Consider the following 20,542-nt stretch of genomic DNA (forward strand, 5'->3'; position numbering starts at 1 on the left):
GCCGGTCCTACGCCGGCCCGTCGAGGCGGCGTCGCAGCTCCTCCAGCCCCCGGGCCGAGCCGATCGCGACCAGGACGTCCCCGGCGCGCAGGGGGTCGGCCGGCCCGGGGGACGGCACGACGTCGGTGTCGCGGACGATCGCCACGATCGAGCAACCGGTCAGGGTGCGGGCCCGGGTGTCGCCCAGCGGGCGGCCGGCGAAGGGCGAGCCCGCACCGATCGGGAACCGGCCCGACTCCAGCCCGGGGACCTCACGCGAGAGGTCGGCGAAGCGCTGGGTGAGCCGGGGCGCGCCCAGCACCTCCGCGACGGCCTCGACCTCGTCCGGCTCGAGGTGCAGCACGCCGCGCGCCCGGTCGGGGTCGCGCCGGTCGTAGACGGCGACCTCGGCCGCCCCCTCCCTCCGGAGCACGATGCCGAGCACCTCACCGGCACGGGTCCGCAGCCGGTACCGGACGCCGACCCCCGGCAGCATGGTCTCCTCGAGGTCCATGCCGGCATGGTCGCAGCCCGCACCCGCGCGGTTCCGGGACGATCAGCCGGCCGATCGCCCCGGCGGTCCCGGGGCGGCGGCCTCACCCCGCGGCGACGCCCGACGCGGTCCCGGACCGGACGACGACGACCGGGCACGGGGCGTGACGCACGCACTGGTCGCTCACCGAGCCGAGGACCAGCCCGGCGAACCCGCCCCTCCCCCGTGCGCCGACCACCAGCAGGTCGGCGCGGGCGGCGGACCCGATCAGCCCGCGGGCCGGCGAGCCGTGCGTCACGTGACAGGTCACGGACAGGGACGGGTCCAGTCCCGCGGACGCCACGTGCGCCTCGAGCTGCTCCCGCACCGCGGTCTCGAAGTCCTCCAGCGGCGGCACGTACCCGGGCTCCCAGGTCGACGGCCGCGGCGCGGTGGTCATCTTCCAGGCGCGCAGCACGTGCAGCGGGTACCCGGCCCGGCGGGCCAGGTCGGCGGCCCACTGCAGCGCCTCCTGCGCGCACGCGGAGCCGTCGTGGCCCACGAGCACGCCGCCCGCGACGTCCGCCACCTCCGCGACGCCGTCGTCGTCCGCCTCTGCGTCGATCAACTCCGTCATGGGCGGAGCCTACGGCGGAGGGGGGCGTCCGCGGCCGCGGACGACGGTCACGCACCCCGGTGCGGGCGCGCGCTCAGCGGGGCTCGGGGTGGTGGCACACCGCCTCGAGGTCGATGCCGTCGAGGTCGCGCACCCGGACCCGCATCGCGCTCGGCGCGTGGTCCTGGGCCGGCATCGCCGGGCTGCTCGCCACCTTCGACGCGGACTTCGCCGACGTGCGGCCGGCCGAGCTCAGGGACGCCTGCCGCGCCCTCTCCCGCCGCTGTGACCGGGCCGGCCGGCGACCCGAGGTGCTGCCGTCCCTCGTGCACGGCGAGGTGGACGCGGTCCCTCAGCGCGTTGGCGTCGGCGGCGGTGAGTGTCCGGTCCGGGTGCCGCAGGACCAGCCGGAGCAGCACGTTCTTCTGCCCCGGCCGCGTGCCCAGCCGGTCCCGGGCCACCGCGGGCAGGTCGGCGTGGTCGGTCTCGGACAGCACGACGACCTCCTCCACTGCGTCGGCGGCGGAGCCGAGCGCAGCGCGGATCCGGTCGCCGAGCAGTTCCGCGTCCACGTCGACGGACACGGCGACGGAGACGTCGCGGCGGGCCGGCGGGTGCGCCGACACCGGTCGGTACGGCGCCAGGTCGAGCATCTGCGACGCGATCCGGGGATCGGTCGAGCGCAGCAGCCGGATGTCGTCCACGCCCTTGGCGAGCATGACCAGCCGGTCCAGGCCCAGCCCCATGGCCAGGCCGCTGGCCGCGCGCGGGAGTCCGGCGGCGGCGAGCACCCCGGGGTGGGCCAGTCCGCACTCGCCGACCTCGACCTCGACGTCGGCGACGGCCACGAGGACCTCCCGTCCGGCGAGCGTGTACGGGTGGCGGCTGGCCGGGGTGCGCCAGCCGGTGCCGGGCAGCACCGCCTGCACGACCGCGCGGACCATCCCCACCAGGTCGTCCTCGGCGAGCGGCTCCCCGCCGGGACGGATGCGCCACAGGTCGATCTGGTGCGGTTCGCCGACGTGGTGCCGGTCGATGACGTCGCGACGGTAGGTGATCCCCGGGACGCTGAGCAGCACCTCCCCGGCCGGGTCGGCGGCGAGGTCGCGCAGCAGCGCGGGGACCCGGGCGGTGGTGTGCGACCGGAGCACGTGCTCGTCGTCGACGTAGCGGGTGTGGCGCCGGTCGCGGGTGACCGCGTCGGGTGGGTAGCGGAGCCGGTCGTAGTTGTCGGCGACGGGCACGATCCGGGGGCCGGGGTCCCGGCGCACCGGCAGTCCCCAGAGGTCGGTGAGTGCGGCCTCGAGCCGGTCGACGACGAGCTGGACGGCGTGCAGCCCCGCGGACGGGTCGCTCAGGTCGCGCAGGGCGAGGGCGGGGTGGGTGGGAGCGGACACGGGGACCTCGCAGGGAGGCGGGAGGTGTGCGGGACGACGAACGCCCCGGAACCACCCGGGGCGTGGCCTCCGCGCTGCGAGGAGTGCTCGGGTCAGCGCACGGCGAGCCGCGCCCGGACGGTCCCGGGGCGGCGGAATCGCTGCGTCGAGCCGGTCACGGTGTGAGCCTATCGGCGAGGTCGGACACGTCTCCGCTGGTTTTTCGCCTCCGCCCGGACGAGGGGCCCGACGGGACCGCCCGGGCTGCCGGAGCCCGACGGGTGCACCCGACGGAGCCGGGCGTGTGGGCGACGATCGGGATCCGCAGGTCAGGTCCTGTCCCGGGCCCGGGGTGATCGCGCCGTGCCCGGTCGTCGGACGCGTTCTCGACCGCCCAGGCCGGTGGCCGTGGGTGCGACGGCCGGGTCCGTGTCCTCGGCGGGGACCGGCGTGCTCGTCGGCGGGGTGCGAGAGGTGCTCGCGGACTCGGGCAGGGGTGTGCTCCGGACGATGGCGTCCTGGGCCCAGCGCTCGCTGAAACCGGCCAGGAAGGCGATGGCCGTGAAGAAGTACGAGGCGTCACGGCCTGCTCCGGGATCTCGAGGGGGGTGAGACCCGCCTGCAGCAGGACGTACAGCGCTACGCCGAGGGCCCCGCCGATGACCGGGCGGAAGCTGCCGGCCATGCAGGTCATGAAGTCGTCCTGCGTGGTGTCGACGTCGAGCCGCTGCCCGTGGCTGATCCGGATCATCACGCTGATGACGGCACCCAGTCCCCCGGCGGCGATGGCACGGACCAGGTCCTGCGTCGCTGTCTGCTCGAACATCGGTATCCGGCTGGTCGTCCACGCCGAAGCCGAGACGGCGACCCCGCCGAGGGACACCCCCAGGAGGTAGTGCCTGAGCGCGGTCCTGATCGCGGCTCGGTCCACGAAGTGCTGCAGGCGCGTCAGTTCCCGCTGTGCGATGCGCACGGCCTTGTCGATGCGGTGCACACGACGAGGCTCCTCGACCTCCGGCTCTCCGTGACCTGCGGCCTCGAGGGAGTCCAGCACCCCGAGCAGGTACACGATGATCGAGAGGAGCATCTCGAGGAGCAGACGGCGGGGACGTCCCGCCACGACGAGCGCCGACTGCCGTTCCATGGCGCGCGCCCGCCAGAGCGCGGCCTCGAACGCGGGTTGCACCACGGCGACCTTCTCCCCGGGGTACTTCACGCGGATCTCGGGGTCCTTCCGCCTGTGGAACCGGGTCCTGCGGCACACGTGCAGCGCGCCGGCGTGGACGTGGCTGGCGAAGTACTGGTCGACGATCTCGCGGTCGGCGCCCCGGTACTGCGCGAGCAGCCTCGCGAAGTCCCCCCTCGCACCCGTGGTCCTGCGGTCGTGGTGTGCCTGGATGAGATCGTCGAGGCAGGGGGCGCCGTGATCGCCCGGGGGTCCGTGGTCGTCCCCGTCGAGCGGCGTTCGCGTCCTGTTCCCGTTCTCCCGCGGTCGTGCCCCAGCGTGTGCAGCTCCGTGCGGTTCCACCGCTGTCCTCCCGCCGGGGGTCCAAGCCCCTCATGGCACGGAGACGGCGGTCGGTACCGCTGATACAGCGACGCGCGGGCGCTGCGCTCCCCGCAGCCCGGTGACGGGAGCGCGACCGGCTCAGCGCACCCGGTACCAGTGCGCGGTCTCGCCGGGCAGGGGCTGCAGGCGCACCCGCGTGCCGCCGGGGTGGTCGAAGACCCGCACGCCCTCGCCGAGCAGCACCGGGGCGAAGACGAGCAGGACCTCGTCGAGCAACCCCGCCTCGAGGCACCGGCGGGCGACATCGGCACCGCGGACGTCGACGTACCCGTCCCCTGCGGCGGCGCCGGCCCGGGCCACCGCGTCGTGCAGGTCGCCGGTGCAGGTCACCCCCTCGGGCGCCTGGGCGGGCGGGCGGTGGGTCGGCACGACGACCGGCCCCTGCCAGCGGCCGCCGAAGGCCCCTCGCGGCCGTCGGGTCGGGGTCGGCCAGGTGCTCGGTCAGCCAGGACATGTCCGGTCCGGCGGTGGACCGTCCGGATCAGCGGCGGCGCGACGCCTAGTCGCGCGGTGCCTGCGGCCGGCCGGGGACCCGCGCCCCGCGGTCGTCCTGCGGCGCCGCGACGACCGGGCCCTCGCCGGGCGGCCGGTGTCCGGTGCCGCCGTCCGCGACGACCGGCGGGTCGGCCTCGCGGCGGGGGCTCACGACCGGTGGCGGCGTGGTGCGGGTGGCCTCCTGCGGCGGGACGGCGGACGGCGCCGACTGCACGGACAGGACGAAGTCGTCGCCGTGACGGCTGATCCCGTGGACGACGGCCTGCTCCACGGCCACGCTGGCGTAGGTGCCGCGCAGCACGATGGGATCGCAGCGCAGGTCCTTGACCAGGCTGACGGCCATCGCGGCCATGACCACCGCGAAGGGCAGCGCCGCGATGATCGTGAGGTTCTGCAGCCCCGTCAGGGCGGCACCCTCCTCCCCGAGCAGCAGCATGATCGCTGCGACGGAGCCCATCACCACACCCCAGAAGACGACGACCGACCGGCTGGGCTCGAGCGTCCCGCGCTGGGACAGCGACCCCATGACGATGGAGGCGGCGTCGGCACCGGAGACGAAGAAGATCCCGACGAGGACCATCACCAGGACCGTGGCCGCGGTGGCCAGCGGGTACTGCTCGAGGACCCCGAACAGCTGCCCCTCGGCCGACCCCGCGCCGGCGACGTCGACGCCGTCCCGCTGGAGGGCGATGCCGGCGCCACCGAAGACCGCGAACCACACGAGGCTGACCACGCTCGGCACCAGCAGCACGCCGGTGACGAACTGGCGGATGGTGCGCCCACGGCTGATCCGTGCGATGAACAGTCCGACGAACGGGGTCCAGCTGATCCACCAGGCCCAGTAGAAGACCGTCCAGCCGCGCAGCCACGCGGCCATCGGGTCACCGCCGGTGGCCTCGGTGCGGGCGGCCATCGAGCCCAGGTCGGAGAAGTAGTTGCCGAGCGCGTCGGGGATCAGGTTGAGGATGAAGACCGTCGGGCCGGCCACGAAGACGAACAGCGCGAGGACCAGGGCCAGCACCATGTTGGTGTTGGACAGCCACTGGATGCCCCGGGCGATGCCGGAGACCGCCGAGGCGACGAAGGCCGCCGTCAGCACCGCGATGATGCCGACCAGCACGCCGTTGCCGACGTCCCCCGCCCAGCCGAGGATCTGCATCCCGCTGCCGATCTGCAGCGCGCCCAGCCCCAGCGAGGCCGCCGAGCCGAACAGGGTGGCGAAGATCGCGAGCACGTCGATCACGCGGCCCGCCGGCCCGGCGACCCGCCGCTCGCCGAGCAGGGGGATGAACGCCGAGCTGATCAGCTGCCGGCGTCCCCGGCGGAAGGTGCCGTAGGCGATGGTCAGCCCGACGACGGCGTACAGCGCCCACGGGTGCAGCGTCCAGTGGAAGAGCGTGGTCGCCATCGCCGTCTCGATGGCCTGGGACGACTCGGCCTCGACCGTCAGCGGCGGCGGGGAGACGTAGTGCGACAGTGGCTCGGCCACCCCGTAGAACATCAGCCCGATGCCCATGCCGGCGCTGAACATCATCGCGACCCACGAGACGGTGCGGAACTCCGGCCGCTCGCCGTCGCGCCCCAGGGGGATGCGGCCGTACCTGCTCGCCGCCAGCCAGATGACGAAGACGACGAAGGCCGTGGCCAGCAGGACGAAGAACCAGCCGAGGTTGCCCGTCACCCAGGCCAGCGCCGAACCGCTGGCGGTGCTCAGACCCGTGGGGCTGACGAAGCCCCAGGCGACGAAGGCCAGGGCCATGGTGGCTGCGATGGCGAACAGCACCCGGTCGACGTCCCAGTGCCGGTCGGCCACGCACGGCGGTGGCTCGGCGAGCGCGGGGTGCGTCCCGGACACGGAGACGTCCCGCGCCCGGACGGGAGCGTGCTCCTCGGCGCTCCCCCGGCCGGTGGCACCGTTGCGGTCCGGCCCCCCGCCGGCCGCAGGTGCACCCACCGCGCCGGGGTCCGAGGCCCGTTCCTGCCGTGATTCGTCCATGACGCTCCCCAAGGGTGTTGCGCGGACCGCATCGCGTTTCGCGTGAGGGAACCAGATCGGCTGGCGGTCAACAAGAGTCTGACGTGAGTTGCACGAGAGGAGAAACCGGGCCGGGCGGCGTCCCCGCCGTCGCGGCCGGCCGGGGCACCGCGGGTCACGCGATCCGGACCACAGGAGGTGCACCCGCGGTGCACGGTGCGGTAAGACTGGGCACCGGCCCGTGGCCGACCGCCATCGGGTGCCGGTGGAGAGGTGGTCGACGCAGCGATGACGACCGATCAGGACCGCCGGTCCCCGGCCTGCTGCCTGGTGATCTTCGGCGCCTCGGGGGACCTGACCGCGCGCAAGCTGCTGCCCGCGCTGTCGCGGCTGGCGGCCTACGGCGCACTGCCCCGCGAGTTCGTGCTGGTCGGGGTGGCGCGCACGCCGATGACCGACGACGAGTTCGCCGCGCTCTGCCGGCGGCACGTCGCCACCGAGGACAACCCGCGGTGGCGGGAGCTCACCGACAAGGTCCGCTACGTGCACGGCGGGTACGACGACCCGGCGACCTACCAGCGGCTGTCCGAGGTGCTCGCCGAGTGCGACCGCGACCACGGGACGGGGGGCAACCGCGTCCACTACTTCTCGGTGCCGCCGCGGCTGTTCAGCCCGATCGCGCTGTCCCTGGGCAAGGCCGGCATGAGCCAGGCCGACGGCGACGGGTTCGTCCGCGCGGTCATCGAGAAGCCGTTCGGCTGGGACGAGGACAGCGCCCGCGACCTCTACGCCGACCTCTCCTCGTCGTTCGGCGAGGACCAGATCTTCCGCATCGACCACTACCTGGCCAAGGAGACGGTGCAGAACCTGCTGGCGCTGCGGTTCGCCAACTCGGTCTTCGAGCCGATCTGGAACCGGACGTGGGTCGACAACGTGCAGATCACCGTCGCCGAGACGCTGGGCGTCGGTGACCGCGGCGGCTTCTACGAGACGACCGGCGCGATGCGCGACATCGTGCAGAACCACGTGCTGCAGGTCCTGTCGCTGTTCCTGATGGAGCCGCCGACGTCCTTCCACCCGGAGGCGATCCGGGACGAGAAGGTCAAGCTGCTGCGCGCGATCCGCCCCCTCGACGAGGAGGCCGACATCGCCGCCAACGCCGTCCGCGGGCAGTACACCCGCGGCGGCACCCGCGAGGACCTCATGCCCGGGTACCGGGAGGAGCCCGGTGTCGACCCGCTCAGCTCCACCGAGACGTTCGTGGCGCTGCGCCTGGACATCTCCAACTGGCGCTGGAACGGCGTCCCCGTCTACGTGCGCACCGGCAAGCGGCTGCCCGCCCGCGTCACCGAGGTGGCCATGGAGTTCCACCGGCCGCCGCAGCTGCCGCTGTTCCCCGGGTCCGAGGCCGGCCTGGAGCCCGACGCACTCGTCGTGCGTATCCAGCCCGACGAGGGGTTGAGCCTGCGCTTCGGCGCCAAGGTGCCCGGCCACGCCTTCCGGGTGCAGAAGGCGTCGATGGACTTCTCCTACGAGAGCTTCGAGCAGGAGTCCATCGACGCCTACGAGCGGGTCATCCTCGACGCACTGATCGGCGACCCGACCCTGTTCATCCGCGCCGACGAGGTCGGCCGGTCCTGGCGGATCGTCGACCCGGTGCTGCGGTACTGGAGCCAGGACGGCCGGCCGATCCCGCTGTACCAGGCGGCGACCTGGGGGCCGGCCGAGGCCGACGCCCTCGTCGCCCGCGACGGCCGGCGCTGGCGGCGGCTGGCCTGACGGCCGGCGCCGCCCCGGCCCCCGGCCCCGGAGGCGCTCAGCCGCGGACGACGACCCGCGGTGGTGGCGGGTCGGCGGTCAGCAGCGCGACCAGGCCGGCGCGGCGGTCGCGGACCGCGGCCTGGTTGACGTAGCCCTTGTCGGTGATCTCCCCGGCGTCGAGCTGCGCCGGCTCGGGGAGGACGAGCAGCCGCTCGACGCACTGCGAGGAGCCACCGCCCCCGGCGGCCAGCCGGGCCATCGTGGCGGCCAGCTCCCGGCGCAGCGACTCCTCGGGGACGCCGTCGCCGTCCACCCGGGCGGCGTGGTCGGGGTGCAGCCACACCATCGCGGTGACGCGGTCGCCGTCCTGGCCGCAGACCACCGCGTCGGTGAGCAGGCCGTGCGAGGCCGACAGCAGCGCCGGGCGCAGCGTGCCCACGCTGACGAAGGTGCCGGTCGAGAGCTTGAAGTCCTCGGCGATGCGCCCGCGGAAGACCAGCCCGGCCGCGACGTCGTCCGGGTCGGCGAGCGCGACGGCGTCGCCGGTGCGGAGGAAGCCGTGCTCGTCGAACGCGGCGGCGGTGAGGTCGGGGCGCCGGTGGTAGCCCGGGGTGACGTTCGCGCCGCGGACCCGGACCTCGGTCTTCTCCCCCACCGGCACGAGCGCCAGCTCCACGCCGGGCAGCGGCACCCCCAGCACGTCGCTGCGGGTGATGGGGAAGTGCGCCGAGGTCGCGGCGGGCGCGGTCTCGGTCAGGCCCCACGAGGTGGTCATCTGCATGCCGGCGCCGCAGCGGGCGGCCAGCGCCTCGATGCGGTCCCACAGCTGCTGCGGCAGCGCGGCGGCGGCGAAGAAGCCCAGCCGCAGCCGCGAGAAGAAGGCCTGCGCGGCGGCGGGGTCGCGCTCCAGGTGCGGGAGCAGCGTGGCGTAGCCGGCGGGGACGTTGAGGTACACGGTGGGCCGGGCATCGGCGAGGTTGCGCACCGTCCGCTCGACCAGCCCCGGCGCCGGCCGGCCGTCGTCGATCCACAGCGTGCCGCCGTTGACCAGCACCATGTTGACGTCGTGGTTGCCGCCGAAGGTGTGGCTCCACGGCAGCCAGTCCAGGAGCACCGGGGGCTCCTCGGCGAGGAACGGCCAGACCTGCCGGACCTGCTGCTGGTTGGCCGAGAGCATCCCGTGGGTGCACAGCACCCCCTTGGGGGTGCCGGTCGAGCCGGAGGTGAACAGGACCTTGGCGACGTCGTCGCGGCCCAGCGCCGCGCACCGGCGGTCCACCTCCCCGGTCGGGTCGGCGCCGAGGTCGGCGACGGCCAGGGACCCCGGCACGCCGCCGTCCGCGCCCAGGACGGTGCGCCCCTCCCCCACGGCGGCCACCGCCCGCGCGAAGGACGCGTCCTCGGCCACGACCAGACCGGGCTCGACCAGGTCGGCCATCGTGCGCAGCTTCGCGTGGTCGGCGCTCTGCAGGGAGTAGGCGACGCTGGTGGGCACCACCGGGGCGCCGACGGTCATCGCGGCCAGCGTGACGACGAGGTGCAGCCGGCTGTTGCCCGACAGCAGCAGCACCGGGCGGTCGGCCAGCCCCCGGTCGAGCAGGCCCTGCGCGAGCCGGTCGGCCCGCTCGCGGACCTCGCCCCAGGTCAGCCGCGCCCACTCGCCGCCCACCCGCTCGGCGACCAGCAGCCGGTCGGGGTGCGCCTCGCTGTGGGCACGTAACGAGTGGACGACGCTCACCGGGTGCGCGCCCAGGGGCTCGGTCGAGCGGATCAGCAGCCGGCCGTCCGCCGTCGACTCGGACTCGACCCGCGGGACGGCGAAGGTCGGCGGGCCCGTCGGCCGGCCGTGCGCAGGTGCTGCGTCGGTGCGGGACATCGGGCGACCCCCTGGAGCACGTGGACGGAGGTCATCGCCCCACGCGCCGGACCCCGGCGTCAAGGTGGACGCTCGTCCGACGCGAGGGTCGGGATGAGCGGGATCGACGTGGTGGTCCGGCGCGCCGCCGACACCGCGTGGGCCGACCGTCGCGCGCGTGCCGCGGTTCCTGCCGCCGGAACCCCCGGGCGGCCCCGGCTGACCCGCCGACCCCGCCGACCCCCTAGCCTCGGCCGCGCCAGCGCTCCCCCGTCCCCCGAGGAGTCCCCGTGGACCCGACCGACACGGCCGCAGCCGCCGGAGTGCCCAGGTGAGCGGCACCCCCGCCGGCCTGGACCTCGACGACCTGGTGGCCGTCGACGTCCACGTGCACGTCGAGCAGGACCTGCACGGGCACCTCTCGATGGACGACGAGCTGCTCGACGCCGCCGCCGCGTACTTCAAGGGCGAGCCGTACCACCCCACCGTCCCGCAGATCGCCGAGGAGTACCGGGCCCGGCGGATGGCCGCGGTGGTCTTCACCGTCGACAGCGAGCTGGCCACCGGCCACCCCACCCTGTCCAACGAGGAGATCGCCGAGGCGGCCGCCGAGCACCCCGACGTGCTCGTCCCGTTTGGGTCGATCGACCCCGCCCGCGGCGTCGCCGGGATCCGCGCGGCCCGCCGGCTGGTGGAGGACCACGGCGTCCGCGGGTTCAAGTTCCACCCCTCGATCCAGGCCTTCGAGCCCAACGACCGCCGGCACTACCCCCTCTACGCCGAGCTGGAGTCCCTCGGGGTGCCGGCGCTGTTCCACACCGGCCAGACCGGCATCGGCTCGGGCCTGCCCGGCGGGCGCGGGATCAAGCTGCGCTACTCCGACCCGATGCTGCTCGACGACGTCGCCGCCGACTTCCCCGGCCTCACGATCGTCATGGCGCACCCCTCGGTGCCCTGGCAGGACGCCGCGATCGCCGTGGCCCAGCACAAGGCCAACGTCTACATCGACCTGTCGGGCTGGTCCCCGAAGTACTTCCCGCCCCAGCTGGTCCGCGCCGCCGACACGATGCTCCGGAGCAAGGTGCTGTTCGGCTCGGACTACCCGCTGCTCCGGCCCGAGCGCTGGATCCGCGACTTCGCGCAGCTCGACGTCCGCGACGAGGTCCGGCCCCTGGTCATGAAGGAGAACGCGATCCGCGCCCTCGGCTTGCGGCGCTGAGCCACGGGGGCTCACACGGCGGCGGTGCCGATGAGTCCCTTGCGGGTGACCAGGCCCGCGAGCCGGTCCTCCGGGAGGTGCTCGCTGCCCGCGGGACGGCACGGCACCACCATGTAGCGCGACTCGGCACTGGCGTCCCAGACCGAGATCCGCGTCCCCTCCGGCAGCTCGAACCCGAGGTCGCGCAGCACGCCGCGCGGGTCGCGCACGACCCGTGAGCGGTAGGCCTCGCTCTTGTACCAGCCGGGCGAGGGGCCGAGCAGCGCGATCGGGTAGCAGGAGCACAGCGTGCAGACGACGACGTTGTGCTCGTCGGCCGTGTTGGCGACCACCTTCAGCCGCTGCTCCTGCAGACCGCCGGCCATCGAGAGCCCGACCTCGCCGATCGCCGCGTTCGCGTCGGCCAGCAGCCGGCCGGCGAAGCCCGGGTCGACCCACGCGCGGGCGACGATCCGGGCGCCGTTGACCGGCGACCCCCCGGCGAGGAACTCGTCGATCCGGCGGTCGATCTCGCCGCTGCCGAGCAGGCCGCGGCGCTCGAGGAGGGCCTCGACGTGGCGCACCCGCGCCGAGATGACCGAGCTGGTGTGGTCGCCGCTCACGCGTCCTCCTCGATCGGGGCCAGGTAGTCGGCCCACAGTTCCACGGTCACCGTGTGGTCCCCGGAACCGAAGAGGTCGGCGGCTGTGAACCGCACGTGCCACACCGGCCGGGGCGTGCCGCCACGGCCGCGGGCCCGGTCGTCGGCCAGCGGGTGCAGACCGGCCTCCTCCACCAGGACGCCGACCGCGCCGCGCGCGTAGCGGGGCAGCCGGGTGTGGCCGTCGGGGTCGGTCGTGCGGGTGCGGACCCGCACGCCGGGGGCGAGGTCAGTCACGGGGCAGGGCCAGCTCGTCCGGGGCCGCCACGCCCTTCTCGACCAGCAGCGTGGTGATCGCGGTGAACCACCGCTCGTAGTACGAGGCGGCGAGGTACTCCTCCGGCGGCATCCGCTCGATCGCGTCGCGGAACTCGTCCAGGTTGTACACACCGGCCCTGATCAGCGCGCCGTTGAGCGCGAGCACGTGGGCCTCCCAGTCGGCGTGGAACGGCGGCTCGTCGGGCTCCTCGACGACCGGCGGGAACCCGGACATCCCACCGACGTCGTTGATGCGGCTCACCGCTGCTTCCTACCGCCGAACGCGCGGCGCCGCACGGACGACGTCCCGCTCCCGGCGTGTACCCACGGCACCGGCTGGGTAGCCGCTTGTGAGACCGAGCGTTCTCCCTGCTCAGCATGGTCGCCCCGGACCCGGCGACCGCGACTCCCCGGGAAGCTGGCCGTGCTGCATCACCTCCCCGCCGGGTCCGGCGGAACACCCGTGCGTGCCCCGTGGTGACCCCGCCGTCCACGAGGCCCGCCGGTGACCCCGTCCCGGCGCACCCCGGGTCGACGGCCGCCGGACGGCGGGAGGAGTGGCGCCTGTCGTGCGTCGTCGGCTCGGTGCCCTCGACGCGCCGGAGGCTGCGGCGCCTGCTCGACGGGACGGGCCTGCCCTCCGACGAGGTGGAGGACCTCGTCCTCGCCGCGTCCGAGGCGGCCATCAACGCGGTGGAGCACTCGCACTCGAGCGAGCCGTTCTTCGAGGTGTGCGTCGAGATCGCCCACGGCGTGGTGACCATCCTCGTCCAGGACCACGGACGGTGGCGCCCGCCCGTCCCCGACTCCTCCCGGGGACGCGGGCTGGCCATGATGCACGCCCTGGCCGACACCACGGTCACGCCGGGTGAGCACGGCACCACGGTGGTCATCCGGAGCCGCCGGCCGGGGTCATGAGGGACCGGCGGCGCCCGCGCCGTCCCCCCGGTCCGCGCCGGGCAGCCCCGGCGTCCCGGTCGCCCGGACGTCCCCCGCCGGCCGCGCCGCGACCGAGGTGGTGGTGATCCACTCGTCGATGGTCTCCCACCACCGGTAGAGCCAGTCGGTCAGCTGGGCCTCGTCCCGCGGCACCTCCGCGGCCGGGACGAACCACCACCGCAGGTGCAGGGTCTTGTCCATGGGCAGGCCCCGCCACACGTCCCGCACCGTGCTCAGGTGCTCCAGGCCGGTGTGCGCGACGAGGACGACGTCGGCGTGCGGGGCCGCCCGCAGCGCCGCGGTGACCCCGGCCGGGCGCGGGGGCAGCACGTGCCGCATCGCCTCGGCCCGGCGCACCGCGGAGGCCAGCCCCCGGTCGCGCAGCCGCTGGATGGCCCGGGTCCGGCGCCGCGGGGTGAAGTTCGCGCCCTCGGGGAAGATCAGCAGGGCGTCCTCCTCGCCCAGGTCGCGGGCCAGGTCGGCGATCGCCTCCTCGGCGCCGTACCCCACCGCCGGGTCGGAGGAGACGAAGTGGTTGGGCAGCCGGTTGAGGTAGACGTCGATCAGCGGGTCGAGCTGCAGCACGTCCTTGAGCACGATCCGCGGCTGGCGCAGGTGGTCCCGGTTCATCAGCGTGTGCACGAGGAGGAACGAGTCGCCCGGACCGGCGTGCCGGGACAGCACGACCATGGCGTTGGTCGAGCCGGGCACCCCGTCGTCCAGCGGCGACCAGGACGTGCCGTCGGTGACCAGCCGCAGCGCGAACAGCCGCTGCGCCGAGCGCATCAGCGCGTCGAGCAGCAGGCGCAGCACGGTGTAGTGGGCCGCCCGGGACGCCGGGGTGTGCAGCCGGCGGCCGAAGCCGCTGAGCACCCACAGCACCGCCGCGGCCGCCAGCCCGGCGACCTCCAGCGCGAGGTAGACCAGCGCGAAGGACAGCAGCCGCAGCCCGCGCCAGCGCCCCGGCAGCCACACCGAGACGACCACCGCGACGACGACGAGCACGGGCAGCAGGACCACCGCGGCCACCAGCGCACCGACGAGGAGCAGACCGGCGACCCGGCGCACGCGGCGTGGTGGCAGCACCTCAGGCTCTCCCGTCCCCGGATGCGGTGATCCGGTCCAGGTGGTCGCGGGCCGCGACGTACGCCCGGTCGATCCGGCCGGGCACGGCGGAGAAGTCGCGGTAGCGCAGGTTGGCGGCCCCCGGCGGGTCCGGGTCCCCGGCGGGCAGCACGTGCACCGTGACCCCGGGTGGCAGCTCGGCCATGTCCGCGGCGAACCGGTGCCGGCGGGCGATCTCGAAGGCGACCGTCGCCACCTCCCACGGCCGGGTCGGTGGCCGCAGCGGACGGTCGATCCGCCCGACGTGCAGCACGTAGATCGTGTCGGCGCCGAGCGCGACCGCCCGGCCGACCGGGATGCTGTGCACCAGCCCCCCGTCGAGGAAGTGCTCGCCGTCGATCTCCACCGCCGGCAGCAGCCCGGGGACGGCGCAGGAGGCGAGCACCGCCTCGACCAGGTCCCCGTGGGTGAACCAGCGCTCGGCGGCCCGCTCGATGCTGGCCGCGACGCACTGGAACGGGACCTGCAGCCCGGCGAAGGTCCGCACCGGCAGGGAGACCTCGAGCAGGTCCCGCAGCGGCTCGCGCGGGTGGATGTGCGTGCGGGTCCGCACCAGGGTGCCCAGGCGGCCCACCACGGACCCGGCGAAGATCCGCTGGGAGGCCATCTCCTCCCACACGCCGCGCAGCCGGTCCACCGCGCCCGGCGCCGGGTCGGCGGCGACGAGCGCGCCGTTGATCGCGCCCACCGACGTGCCCACGACCAGGTCGGGCCGGACACCGTGCTCGAACAGCGCCTGCAGCATCCCGACCTCGGCCGCGCCGAGCACTCCCCCGCCGCCGAGGACGAACGCCGTCCCGCCCCGACCGGCCGGCAGCCCTGGCGACGCCATGGCCGCATCGTGTCACCCGCGGCGGGAGGCGGTCAGCTCGAGGGAGGACCTCTCGGGCCGAGCCGGCGCCCGTCCGGCCGGACACCACGCGGCCCCGCCTGCCCGTGACGGGCAGGCGGGGCCGCGTGGTGTCCTGCGGCTCCGGTCAGTGGATGTGCGAGCCGCCGTTGACGTCGTAGGTCGCGCCGGTGACGTAGCCGGTCTCCTCCCGGCAGAGATAGGTGATCAGGTCGGCGACGTCGTTGACGTTGCCGTTGCGGCCCACGGGGATGCCGGCGACGAGCTGCGTCTTGCGCTCGCCCTCCAGCGCCCCGCCGGTGATGTCGGTGTCGATCAGCCCGGGGGCGACGGCGTTGACCGTCACGCCGTTCGGCCCCAGTTCGCGGGCCAGGGCCCGGGTGAAGCCCAGCTGGGCGGCCTTGGCCGCGGAGTAGGCGACACCGCCGAAGACGCCGCCGCCGCGCTCGGCCGAGACCGACGCCAGGAAGACGATGCGACCGAAGCCGCGCTCGACCATGCCGGGGGCGACCCGACGGGTGATGTTGTACGCCCCGCGCACGTTGACGGCGAAGATGCGGTCCCACTCCTCGCCGCTGACCTCGAGGAAGGGGGTCGGCGAGGTGATGCCGGCGTTGTTGACCAGGGCGCCGACCGGGGGCAGCGCGCCGTCCAGGACGGTCAGCGCGGCCTCCACGGAGGCCTCGTCGGTGACGTCGCAGCCGATGCCGACGGCCTGCACGCCGTGCCGTTCGGCGATCTCGTGGGCGGCGTCCTTGGCGCTGGCCTCGTCCAGGTCGAGGATGGCGACGTTCCAGCCGGCGGCGGCGAGGGTGTGGGCGGTGGCGCGGCCGATGCCGCGCCTGGAGCCGGCGCCGGTGACGACGGCGGTCTTGTCGGAGACGGACACGGTGTCCTCCAGAGGGTGTCGGGGTTCGGGGGTCAGGCGGTTGCAGGGGCGGGGTCGGCGGGCCAGACCGCGGGCGGTCGGTGCCCGGCGGCGCCGCCGAGCTCGGCGCGGACCCGGGCGACGACGGCGTCGGTCGACAGGCCGTAGCGGTCGTGCAGGGTGGGCAGGGCGCCGGCGGCGAGGAACTCGTCGGGCAGCGCGATGGGCACCACCCGGGTCCCGACCCCGGCGTAGGCCACCGTGGCGGCGACGGCCTCGGCCAGCCCGCCGATCACCGTGTGGTTCTCCAGCGTGACCACGAGCCGGTCGGTGCGGGCGGCCCGCAGGACCGCCTCGGTGTCCAGCGGCTTGATCGTGGGCACGTGCAGCACCGCGACGTCCACGGAGTCGGCCTCCAGCCGGGCGGCGGCCTGCAGCGCCCGCATGGTCATCAGCCCGGTGGAGATGAGGACGACGTCCCGGCCGGTGCGCAGCTCGGCGGCCTTGCCCAGCTGGAACCGGTAGTCGTACTCGTCGAGCACGGTGGGCACCGCGCCCCGCAGCAGGCGGAGGTAGGTGGGGCCGGGTGCGTCGGCCAGGGCTGGCACGGCCTGCTCGATGTCGACGGAGTCGCACGGGTCGACGATGGTCAGGTTCGGGCAGCCGCGGAGGATCGCCAGGTCCTCGGTGGCCTGGTGGCTGGGCCCGTACCCGGTGGTGAGACCGGGCAGCGCGCCGACGACGTTGACGTTGAGGTCCGGCTCGGCGATGTCCAGGCACAGGAAGTCGTAGGCCCGCCGGGTGGCGAACACCGAGTAGGTGGAGGCGAAGGGCACCAGCCCGACCTCGGCCATCCCGGCCGCCGTCCCGAGCAGCGACTGCTCGGCCATGCCCATCTGGAAGAAGCGGTCCGGGTGGGCGTCGCGGAACACGTGCATGTCGGTGTACTTGGCGAGGTCCGCCGACAGCCCGACGATCTCCGGGCGCTGCTCGGCCAGCCGGTTGAGCGCGTGCCCGAACGGCGCGCTGGTGGTGCGCTGACCGGGGTCGGCGAACGAGGCGATCATCGCCGACGTGGTGAGCCGCTTCTTCGGCGCGGTGCTGGTCATCGGGTCAGTCCTTCCTCGAGCTGGGTGCGGGCGAGCTGCCACTCGTGCTCCTCGACCCGCATGAAGTGGGCCTTCTCGCGACCCTCGAGCAGCGGCACCCCGCGGCCGATCCGGGTGTCGCAGATCAGCACCCCGGGCGAGCCGCGGTGCGCGCGCAGTTCGTCGAGGGCCTCGACGAGCGCGGCGACGTCGTTGCCGTCGACGCGCAGGGCGTGCCAGCCGAAGGCCCGCCACTTGTCGGTGACCGGCTCGGTGCGCAACACCCCGGCGGTGGGGCCGTCGGCCTGCAGCGCGTTGACGTCGACGATCGCGGTCACGTTGTCCAGGCCGTGGTGGGCGCAGGCCAGTGCCGCCTCCCAGGTCGAGCCCTCGTCCAGCTCCCCGTCGGAGAGTAGGTCGTAGACACGAGCCCCGTTGCCCTGGTGGCGCAGCCCGAGCGCCATCCCGGTGGCCACGGGGAGCCCGTGGCCGAGCGAGCCGCCGGAGATCTCCACGCCCGGGGTGTAGGAGGCCATGGCCGACATCGGCAGCCGGGAGTCATCCGAGCCGTAGGTCTCCAGCTCCGCCGTCGGGATGGTCCCGGCCTCGGCCAGCGCCGCGTACAGGGCGATGGCGTAGTGGCCGATGGAGAGCAGGAAGCGGTCGCGGTCGGGCCAGTGCGGGTCCTCCGGTCGGAACCGGAGCTGGTCGGTGTAGACGACGGCCAGGACGTCGGCGACGCCGAGCGCCTGCCCGATGTAGCCCTGCCCCTGCACCTCGCCCATGTCGAGGGCGTTGCGCCGGATGCGGTAGGCGGCCTGACGGATCCGCTCGATCCGCTCCGTCCGGTCGTCGGTCGACGCCGCTGTCCGCGGTGTGGTCAGTGAGGTCATGACGCTGCTCCTCGGGGGGTCAGTCGGTCGTCGAGTCGGCCGTCGGCCGGCGCTCGGGCGAACCGGTACGGGGGGTGGGGACGGCGGAGGTCGCCCGGAGGGTGCGCTCCAGGGCGGCCACCTCCGCGCGCTCGGCCCGACCCCAGGTCTCGCGGGTCGCCAGTGCGGCGAGCAGGCCCAGCAGGCCGTAGCCGCTGAACAGCAGCGCCGGGCCGATCCAGCCGTAGCCGGCGTAGAGCGCCGTGGTGATGAGCGGGGTGAACCCGGACACGACGGCCGACATCTGGTAGGCCAGGGACGCGCCGGTGGTGCGGGTCTTGGTGGCGAACAGCTCCGAGAACCAGGCGCCCTGCACCCCGGCCAGCATGTTCTGCAGGAGCGCGTAGCTGACGACGAACGCGACGACGATCGCCACCGCGGCGCCGGTGTTGACCACGAGGAACAGCGGGATGCCCCACAGCAGGTGCAGCGCGGTGCCCAGCAGGTACACCGGGCGCCGCCCGACGCGGTCGGTGAGCGCGCCCCAGTACGTGGTGGCGAAGATGCCGATCCCGGCCGCGATCATCGTCGCGGTGAGGGTGACCGACCGGTCGGCCAGCTCCTCGGTGGCGACGTAGGACAGCATGAACGTGACCGACACCGCGTAGCCGGCCGTCTCGGTGATCCGCAGGCAGAAGGCGCGCAGGATGATGCGCCAGTCGTCGCGCAGCACCTCGAGCAGCGGGTTCTTCGAGAGCTCGCCCTCCTCCTTGAGCTCCTCGAACTCGGGCGACTCCTCGACCTTGAGCCGGATCACGATGCCCACGACGATCAGGACGGCGCTGAGCAGGAACGGCACCCGCCACGCCCACGAGCCGCCCAGCGGGACGCTGGCCAGGAACGCCAGGTTGGCCAGCAGCAGCCCCACCGGGAAGCCGGCCTGCGTGATGCCGGTGTAGAGGCCCTTCTTCCGCCAGGGGGCGTGCTCGAAGCACATGAGGATCGCGCCGCCCCACTCCGCGCCGAACGCGAGCCCCTGCACGACCCGCACGACCACCAGCAGGACCCCGGCCCAGACGCCGACCTGCTGGTAGGTGGGCAGGCAGCCGATGAGCACCGTCGCGATGCCCATGAGCAGCAGGGAGCCGACGAGGACCGGCTTGCGGCCGATCCGGTCGCCGAGGTAGCCGCCGATGATCCCGCCGAGCGGGCGCACCGCGAAGCCGATGCCCAGCGTGGCGAAGGACAGCAGCGTGCCCGACAGCGGGTCGTTCGCGGGGAAGAAGGCGGTGTTGAAGTACAGCGCCGCCGCGATGCCGAAACCGATGAAGTCGTAGGTCTCGATCGTCGCCCCGACGGAGCACCCGATGGCGACCTTCTTCTTGGTCGGGGTGCCCTCGATCGGGTGCCAGGCGGCGACCTCCTCGAGGTGCGGGTCGCGGACGGGTGGGTGCCGCTCGGTCACGGTGACCTCCAATGGCCAGGGGTGCGTCGGATCCCCGTTGGTCGTTGACTGTTAACAGTCAACTGGCGACTAGAGTGGGTGGTCCGAGTCACGGTGTCAAGGGTCACTTCGCCGCAGGTGCATCCGTGCAGGCCGAGGCGGGAGGTGGCACGACCGGGCGACCGTCGGCGGCCGCCCCGGCCCCGTCCAGAGGCTCGCCGCGAGCCCGCGAGCGGTGGGGGCAGGAGGGCCCTTCCTCAGGCGGAGGCGGTCGCCTCGGCGAAGTGCTGCGCGGCAGCGGTCATGTGCTCGTCGACGACCTGCACGGCCGCGTCGACGTCCCCGCGCTCGATGGCCTCGACGATCGGGACGTGCCGGTCGCGGGCCATCATCGGCGCCTGCCAGCTCGCGCCGTTGAGGATGGCGACGCGCATCCGGCCCTCCAGTCGCTGCCAGGCCTCGACCAGCATCGAGTTGCCCGACAGCCGGCACAGCAGCAGGTGGAAGGCCAGGTCGGCCTCCATCCGCGCGGCGGGCTCGTCCTCGTCGGAGAGCCGTTCCACGGCCGACCGCAGGGTGTCCGCCGCGGCCTCCCGGCGAGGTGAGGCGATGACCTCGCGCACGGCCAGGCCCTCCAGGGCGGCGCGGACCCGGAACAGCTCGTGCACCTCGGCGGAGGTCAGGCTGTTGACCCGCAGCATGCCCCGGGTGCCGGCGGTGACCAGCCCCTCCTGCTGCAGGTGCCGCAGGGCCTCGCGCACGGTGCCGCGGCTCACCCCCAGCGAGCCCGCCAGCTCCACCTCGCCGAGGTGGTCCCCCGGCCGGTACCGGCCGGTGAGGATCGCCGAGCGGAGCGCCTCCAGGGAGCGCTCCCGCAGCGTGCTGCGGTCCAGGGCCGACAGTGACTCCACGCTCACGCACCAGCCTCCTCGTCGGCCGTCATCCTAGCCGGGGACGCCGGGGGCGGAGTGACGACTGTCGACAGTCACTCCCCCGTCCGGGGGCACCCACCGCCCGGCACCCTCGACCGGCTGCCGACCGCGGTGCGGACGGACCCGGCGCCGCGGCCGCGTGGCGCATCCGTCGACGCGGAGCAGCACGGCGGACGGGTCCGGCGCGCACGTACCGAGGGCCGCGCTC

20 protein-coding genes are annotated in these 20,542 nt (G+C 74.4%); 3 read left to right on the plus strand and 17 right to left on the minus strand.

Annotation, left to right across the window (positions count from 1 at the left end):
* Positions 1–7: 7 nt before the first annotated feature.
* From JOD57_RS01015 to JOD57_RS01040, 6 genes are all read right to left on the minus strand, one after another.
* A complete protein-coding gene (locus JOD57_RS01015) occupies positions 8–493 on the minus strand; it encodes a cation:proton antiporter regulatory subunit (RefSeq protein ID WP_204690183.1) in 486 nt (161 codons plus the stop codon).
* Between the two features lie 82 nt (positions 494–575).
* A complete protein-coding gene (locus JOD57_RS01020; protein ID WP_204690184.1) occupies positions 576–1,088 on the minus strand; it encodes a universal stress protein in 513 nt (170 codons plus the stop codon).
* 47 nt (positions 1,089–1,135) lie between these two features.
* Complete coding sequence (srmL, locus tag JOD57_RS01025; RefSeq protein WP_204690185.1) at positions 1,136–2,464, minus strand: PheS-related mystery ligase SrmL; 1,329 nt, start codon at positions 2,462–2,464, stop codon at positions 1,136–1,138.
* A gap of 154 nt (positions 2,465–2,618) precedes the next feature.
* Positions 2,619–3,659 (minus strand): hypothetical protein, encoded by a 1,041-nt coding sequence (locus JOD57_RS01030; RefSeq protein ID WP_204690186.1) that lies wholly within the window; start codon positions 3,657–3,659, stop codon positions 2,619–2,621.
* Between the two features lie 432 nt (positions 3,660–4,091).
* The gene (locus JOD57_RS01035) at positions 4,092–4,382 is read right to left on the minus strand and encodes a dihydrofolate reductase family protein (RefSeq protein ID WP_204690187.1); all 291 of its coding nucleotides are present in this window, start codon (positions 4,380–4,382) and stop codon (positions 4,092–4,094) included.
* Positions 4,383–4,512: 130 nt separating this feature from the next.
* Positions 4,513–6,363, minus strand: a complete 1,851-nt coding sequence (locus JOD57_RS01040; RefSeq protein ID WP_307824355.1) for a BCCT family transporter — start codon at positions 6,361–6,363, stop codon at positions 4,513–4,515.
* 408 nt (positions 6,364–6,771) lie between these two features.
* On the opposite strand from JOD57_RS01040, the gene zwf reads away from it, so the two are divergent.
* Positions 6,772–8,262, plus strand: a complete 1,491-nt coding sequence (gene zwf, locus JOD57_RS01045) for a glucose-6-phosphate dehydrogenase (RefSeq protein ID WP_204690189.1) — start codon at positions 6,772–6,774, stop codon at positions 8,260–8,262.
* Between the two features lie 37 nt (positions 8,263–8,299).
* Here zwf and JOD57_RS01050 read toward each other — a convergent pair whose 3' ends face one another.
* Entirely contained in the window at positions 8,300–10,120 is a 1,821-nt protein-coding gene (locus tag JOD57_RS01050) for a feruloyl-CoA synthase (protein WP_204690190.1), read from the minus strand.
* A gap of 310 nt (positions 10,121–10,430) precedes the next feature.
* Between JOD57_RS01050 and JOD57_RS01055 the strand changes: the two genes are divergently transcribed.
* Complete coding sequence (locus JOD57_RS01055; protein ID WP_307824356.1) at positions 10,431–11,318, plus strand: amidohydrolase family protein; 888 nt, start codon at positions 10,431–10,433, stop codon at positions 11,316–11,318.
* Positions 11,319–11,329: 11 nt separating this feature from the next.
* Here JOD57_RS01055 and JOD57_RS01060 read toward each other — a convergent pair whose 3' ends face one another.
* Genes JOD57_RS01060 through JOD57_RS25970 form a run of 3 tightly spaced genes read right to left on the minus strand, consistent with a single transcriptional unit; the run spans position 11,330 to position 12,478 of the window.
* Positions 11,330–11,920 carry a nitrile hydratase subunit alpha gene (locus JOD57_RS01060; RefSeq protein ID WP_204690191.1) on the minus strand — a complete coding sequence of 197 codons (591 nt, stop codon included), beginning with the start codon at positions 11,918–11,920 and terminating at the stop codon, positions 11,330–11,332.
* Positions 11,917–12,195: an SH3-like domain-containing protein gene (locus JOD57_RS25965; protein ID WP_204690192.1), complete on the minus strand. Its 279-nt coding sequence runs from the start codon at positions 12,193–12,195 to the stop codon at positions 11,917–11,919. The genes JOD57_RS01060 and JOD57_RS25965 overlap by 4 nt, the downstream gene beginning before the upstream one ends.
* Positions 12,188–12,478, minus strand: a complete 291-nt coding sequence (locus JOD57_RS25970; protein WP_204690193.1) for an SH3-like domain-containing protein — start codon at positions 12,476–12,478, stop codon at positions 12,188–12,190. The genes JOD57_RS25965 and JOD57_RS25970 overlap by 8 nt, the downstream gene beginning before the upstream one ends.
* 323 nt (positions 12,479–12,801) lie before the next feature.
* Here JOD57_RS25970 and JOD57_RS26595 point away from each other — a divergent pair, with 323 nt between their 5' ends.
* Positions 12,802–13,134 (plus strand): ATP-binding protein, encoded by a 333-nt coding sequence (locus JOD57_RS26595; RefSeq protein ID WP_204690194.1) that lies wholly within the window; start codon positions 12,802–12,804, stop codon positions 13,132–13,134.
* On the opposite strand, the gene JOD57_RS01080 is transcribed toward JOD57_RS26595, so the two are convergent.
* The 7 genes from JOD57_RS01080 to JOD57_RS01110 all read right to left on the minus strand — a co-directional run bounded on the left by JOD57_RS01080 (position 13,129) and on the right by JOD57_RS01110 (position 20,319).
* A complete protein-coding gene (locus tag JOD57_RS01080; protein ID WP_204690195.1) occupies positions 13,129–14,241 on the minus strand; it encodes a lysophospholipid acyltransferase family protein in 1,113 nt (370 codons plus the stop codon). The genes JOD57_RS26595 and JOD57_RS01080 overlap by 6 nt on opposite strands.
* A gap of 1 nt (position 14,242) precedes the next feature.
* Positions 14,243–15,112: a patatin-like phospholipase family protein gene (locus tag JOD57_RS01085; protein ID WP_204690196.1), complete on the minus strand. Its 870-nt coding sequence runs from the start codon at positions 15,110–15,112 to the stop codon at positions 14,243–14,245.
* A 145-nt stretch (positions 15,113–15,257) separates the two neighbouring features.
* Positions 15,258–16,019: an SDR family NAD(P)-dependent oxidoreductase gene (locus tag JOD57_RS01090; protein ID WP_204690197.1), complete on the minus strand. Its 762-nt coding sequence runs from the start codon at positions 16,017–16,019 to the stop codon at positions 15,258–15,260.
* Positions 16,020–16,051: 32 nt separating this feature from the next.
* The gene (locus JOD57_RS01095) at positions 16,052–17,107 is read right to left on the minus strand and encodes a transketolase family protein (protein ID WP_204690198.1); all 1,056 of its coding nucleotides are present in this window, start codon (positions 17,105–17,107) and stop codon (positions 16,052–16,054) included.
* Positions 17,104–17,979 carry a transketolase gene (locus JOD57_RS01100; RefSeq protein WP_204690199.1) on the minus strand — a complete coding sequence of 292 codons (876 nt, stop codon included), beginning with the start codon at positions 17,977–17,979 and terminating at the stop codon, positions 17,104–17,106. The genes JOD57_RS01095 and JOD57_RS01100 overlap by 4 nt, the downstream gene beginning before the upstream one ends.
* Before the next feature lie 19 nt (positions 17,980–17,998).
* Positions 17,999–19,423, minus strand: coding sequence for an MFS transporter (locus JOD57_RS01105; protein ID WP_204690200.1), 1,425 nt, complete (start codon positions 19,421–19,423; stop codon positions 17,999–18,001).
* Positions 19,424–19,659: 236 nt separating this feature from the next.
* A complete protein-coding gene (locus JOD57_RS01110; protein ID WP_204690201.1) occupies positions 19,660–20,319 on the minus strand; it encodes a GntR family transcriptional regulator in 660 nt (219 codons plus the stop codon).
* Positions 20,320–20,542 lie beyond the last annotated feature (223 nt).

It is taken from the genome of Geodermatophilus bullaregiensis (genome assembly GCF_016907675.1).
Classification (GTDB): Bacteria; Actinomycetota; Actinomycetes; order Mycobacteriales; family Geodermatophilaceae; genus Geodermatophilus; species Geodermatophilus bullaregiensis.

What these genes read in the sequence shown, in the direction of transcription:
- JOD57_RS01015 (WP_204690183.1), bottom strand. Translation starts at nt 493, where the DNA reads ATGGACCTCGAGGAGACCATGCTGCCGGGGGTCGGCGTCCGGTACCGG.
- JOD57_RS01020 (WP_204690184.1), bottom strand. Translation starts at nt 1,088, where the DNA reads ATGACGGAGTTGATCGACGCAGAGGCGGACGACGACGGCGTCGCGGAG.
- zwf (WP_204690189.1), top strand. Translation starts at nt 6,772, where the DNA reads ATGACGACCGATCAGGACCGCCGGTCCCCGGCCTGCTGCCTGGTGATC.
- JOD57_RS01050 (WP_204690190.1), bottom strand. Translation starts at nt 10,120, where the DNA reads ATGTCCCGCACCGACGCAGCACCTGCGCACGGCCGGCCGACGGGCCCG.
- JOD57_RS01085 (WP_204690196.1), bottom strand. Translation starts at nt 15,112, where the DNA reads ATGGCGTCGCCAGGGCTGCCGGCCGGTCGGGGCGGGACGGCGTTCGTC.
- JOD57_RS01095 (WP_204690198.1), bottom strand. Translation starts at nt 17,107, where the DNA reads ATGACCAGCACCGCGCCGAAGAAGCGGCTCACCACGTCGGCGATGATC.
- JOD57_RS01100 (WP_204690199.1), bottom strand. Translation starts at nt 17,979, where the DNA reads ATGACCTCACTGACCACACCGCGGACAGCGGCGTCGACCGACGACCGG.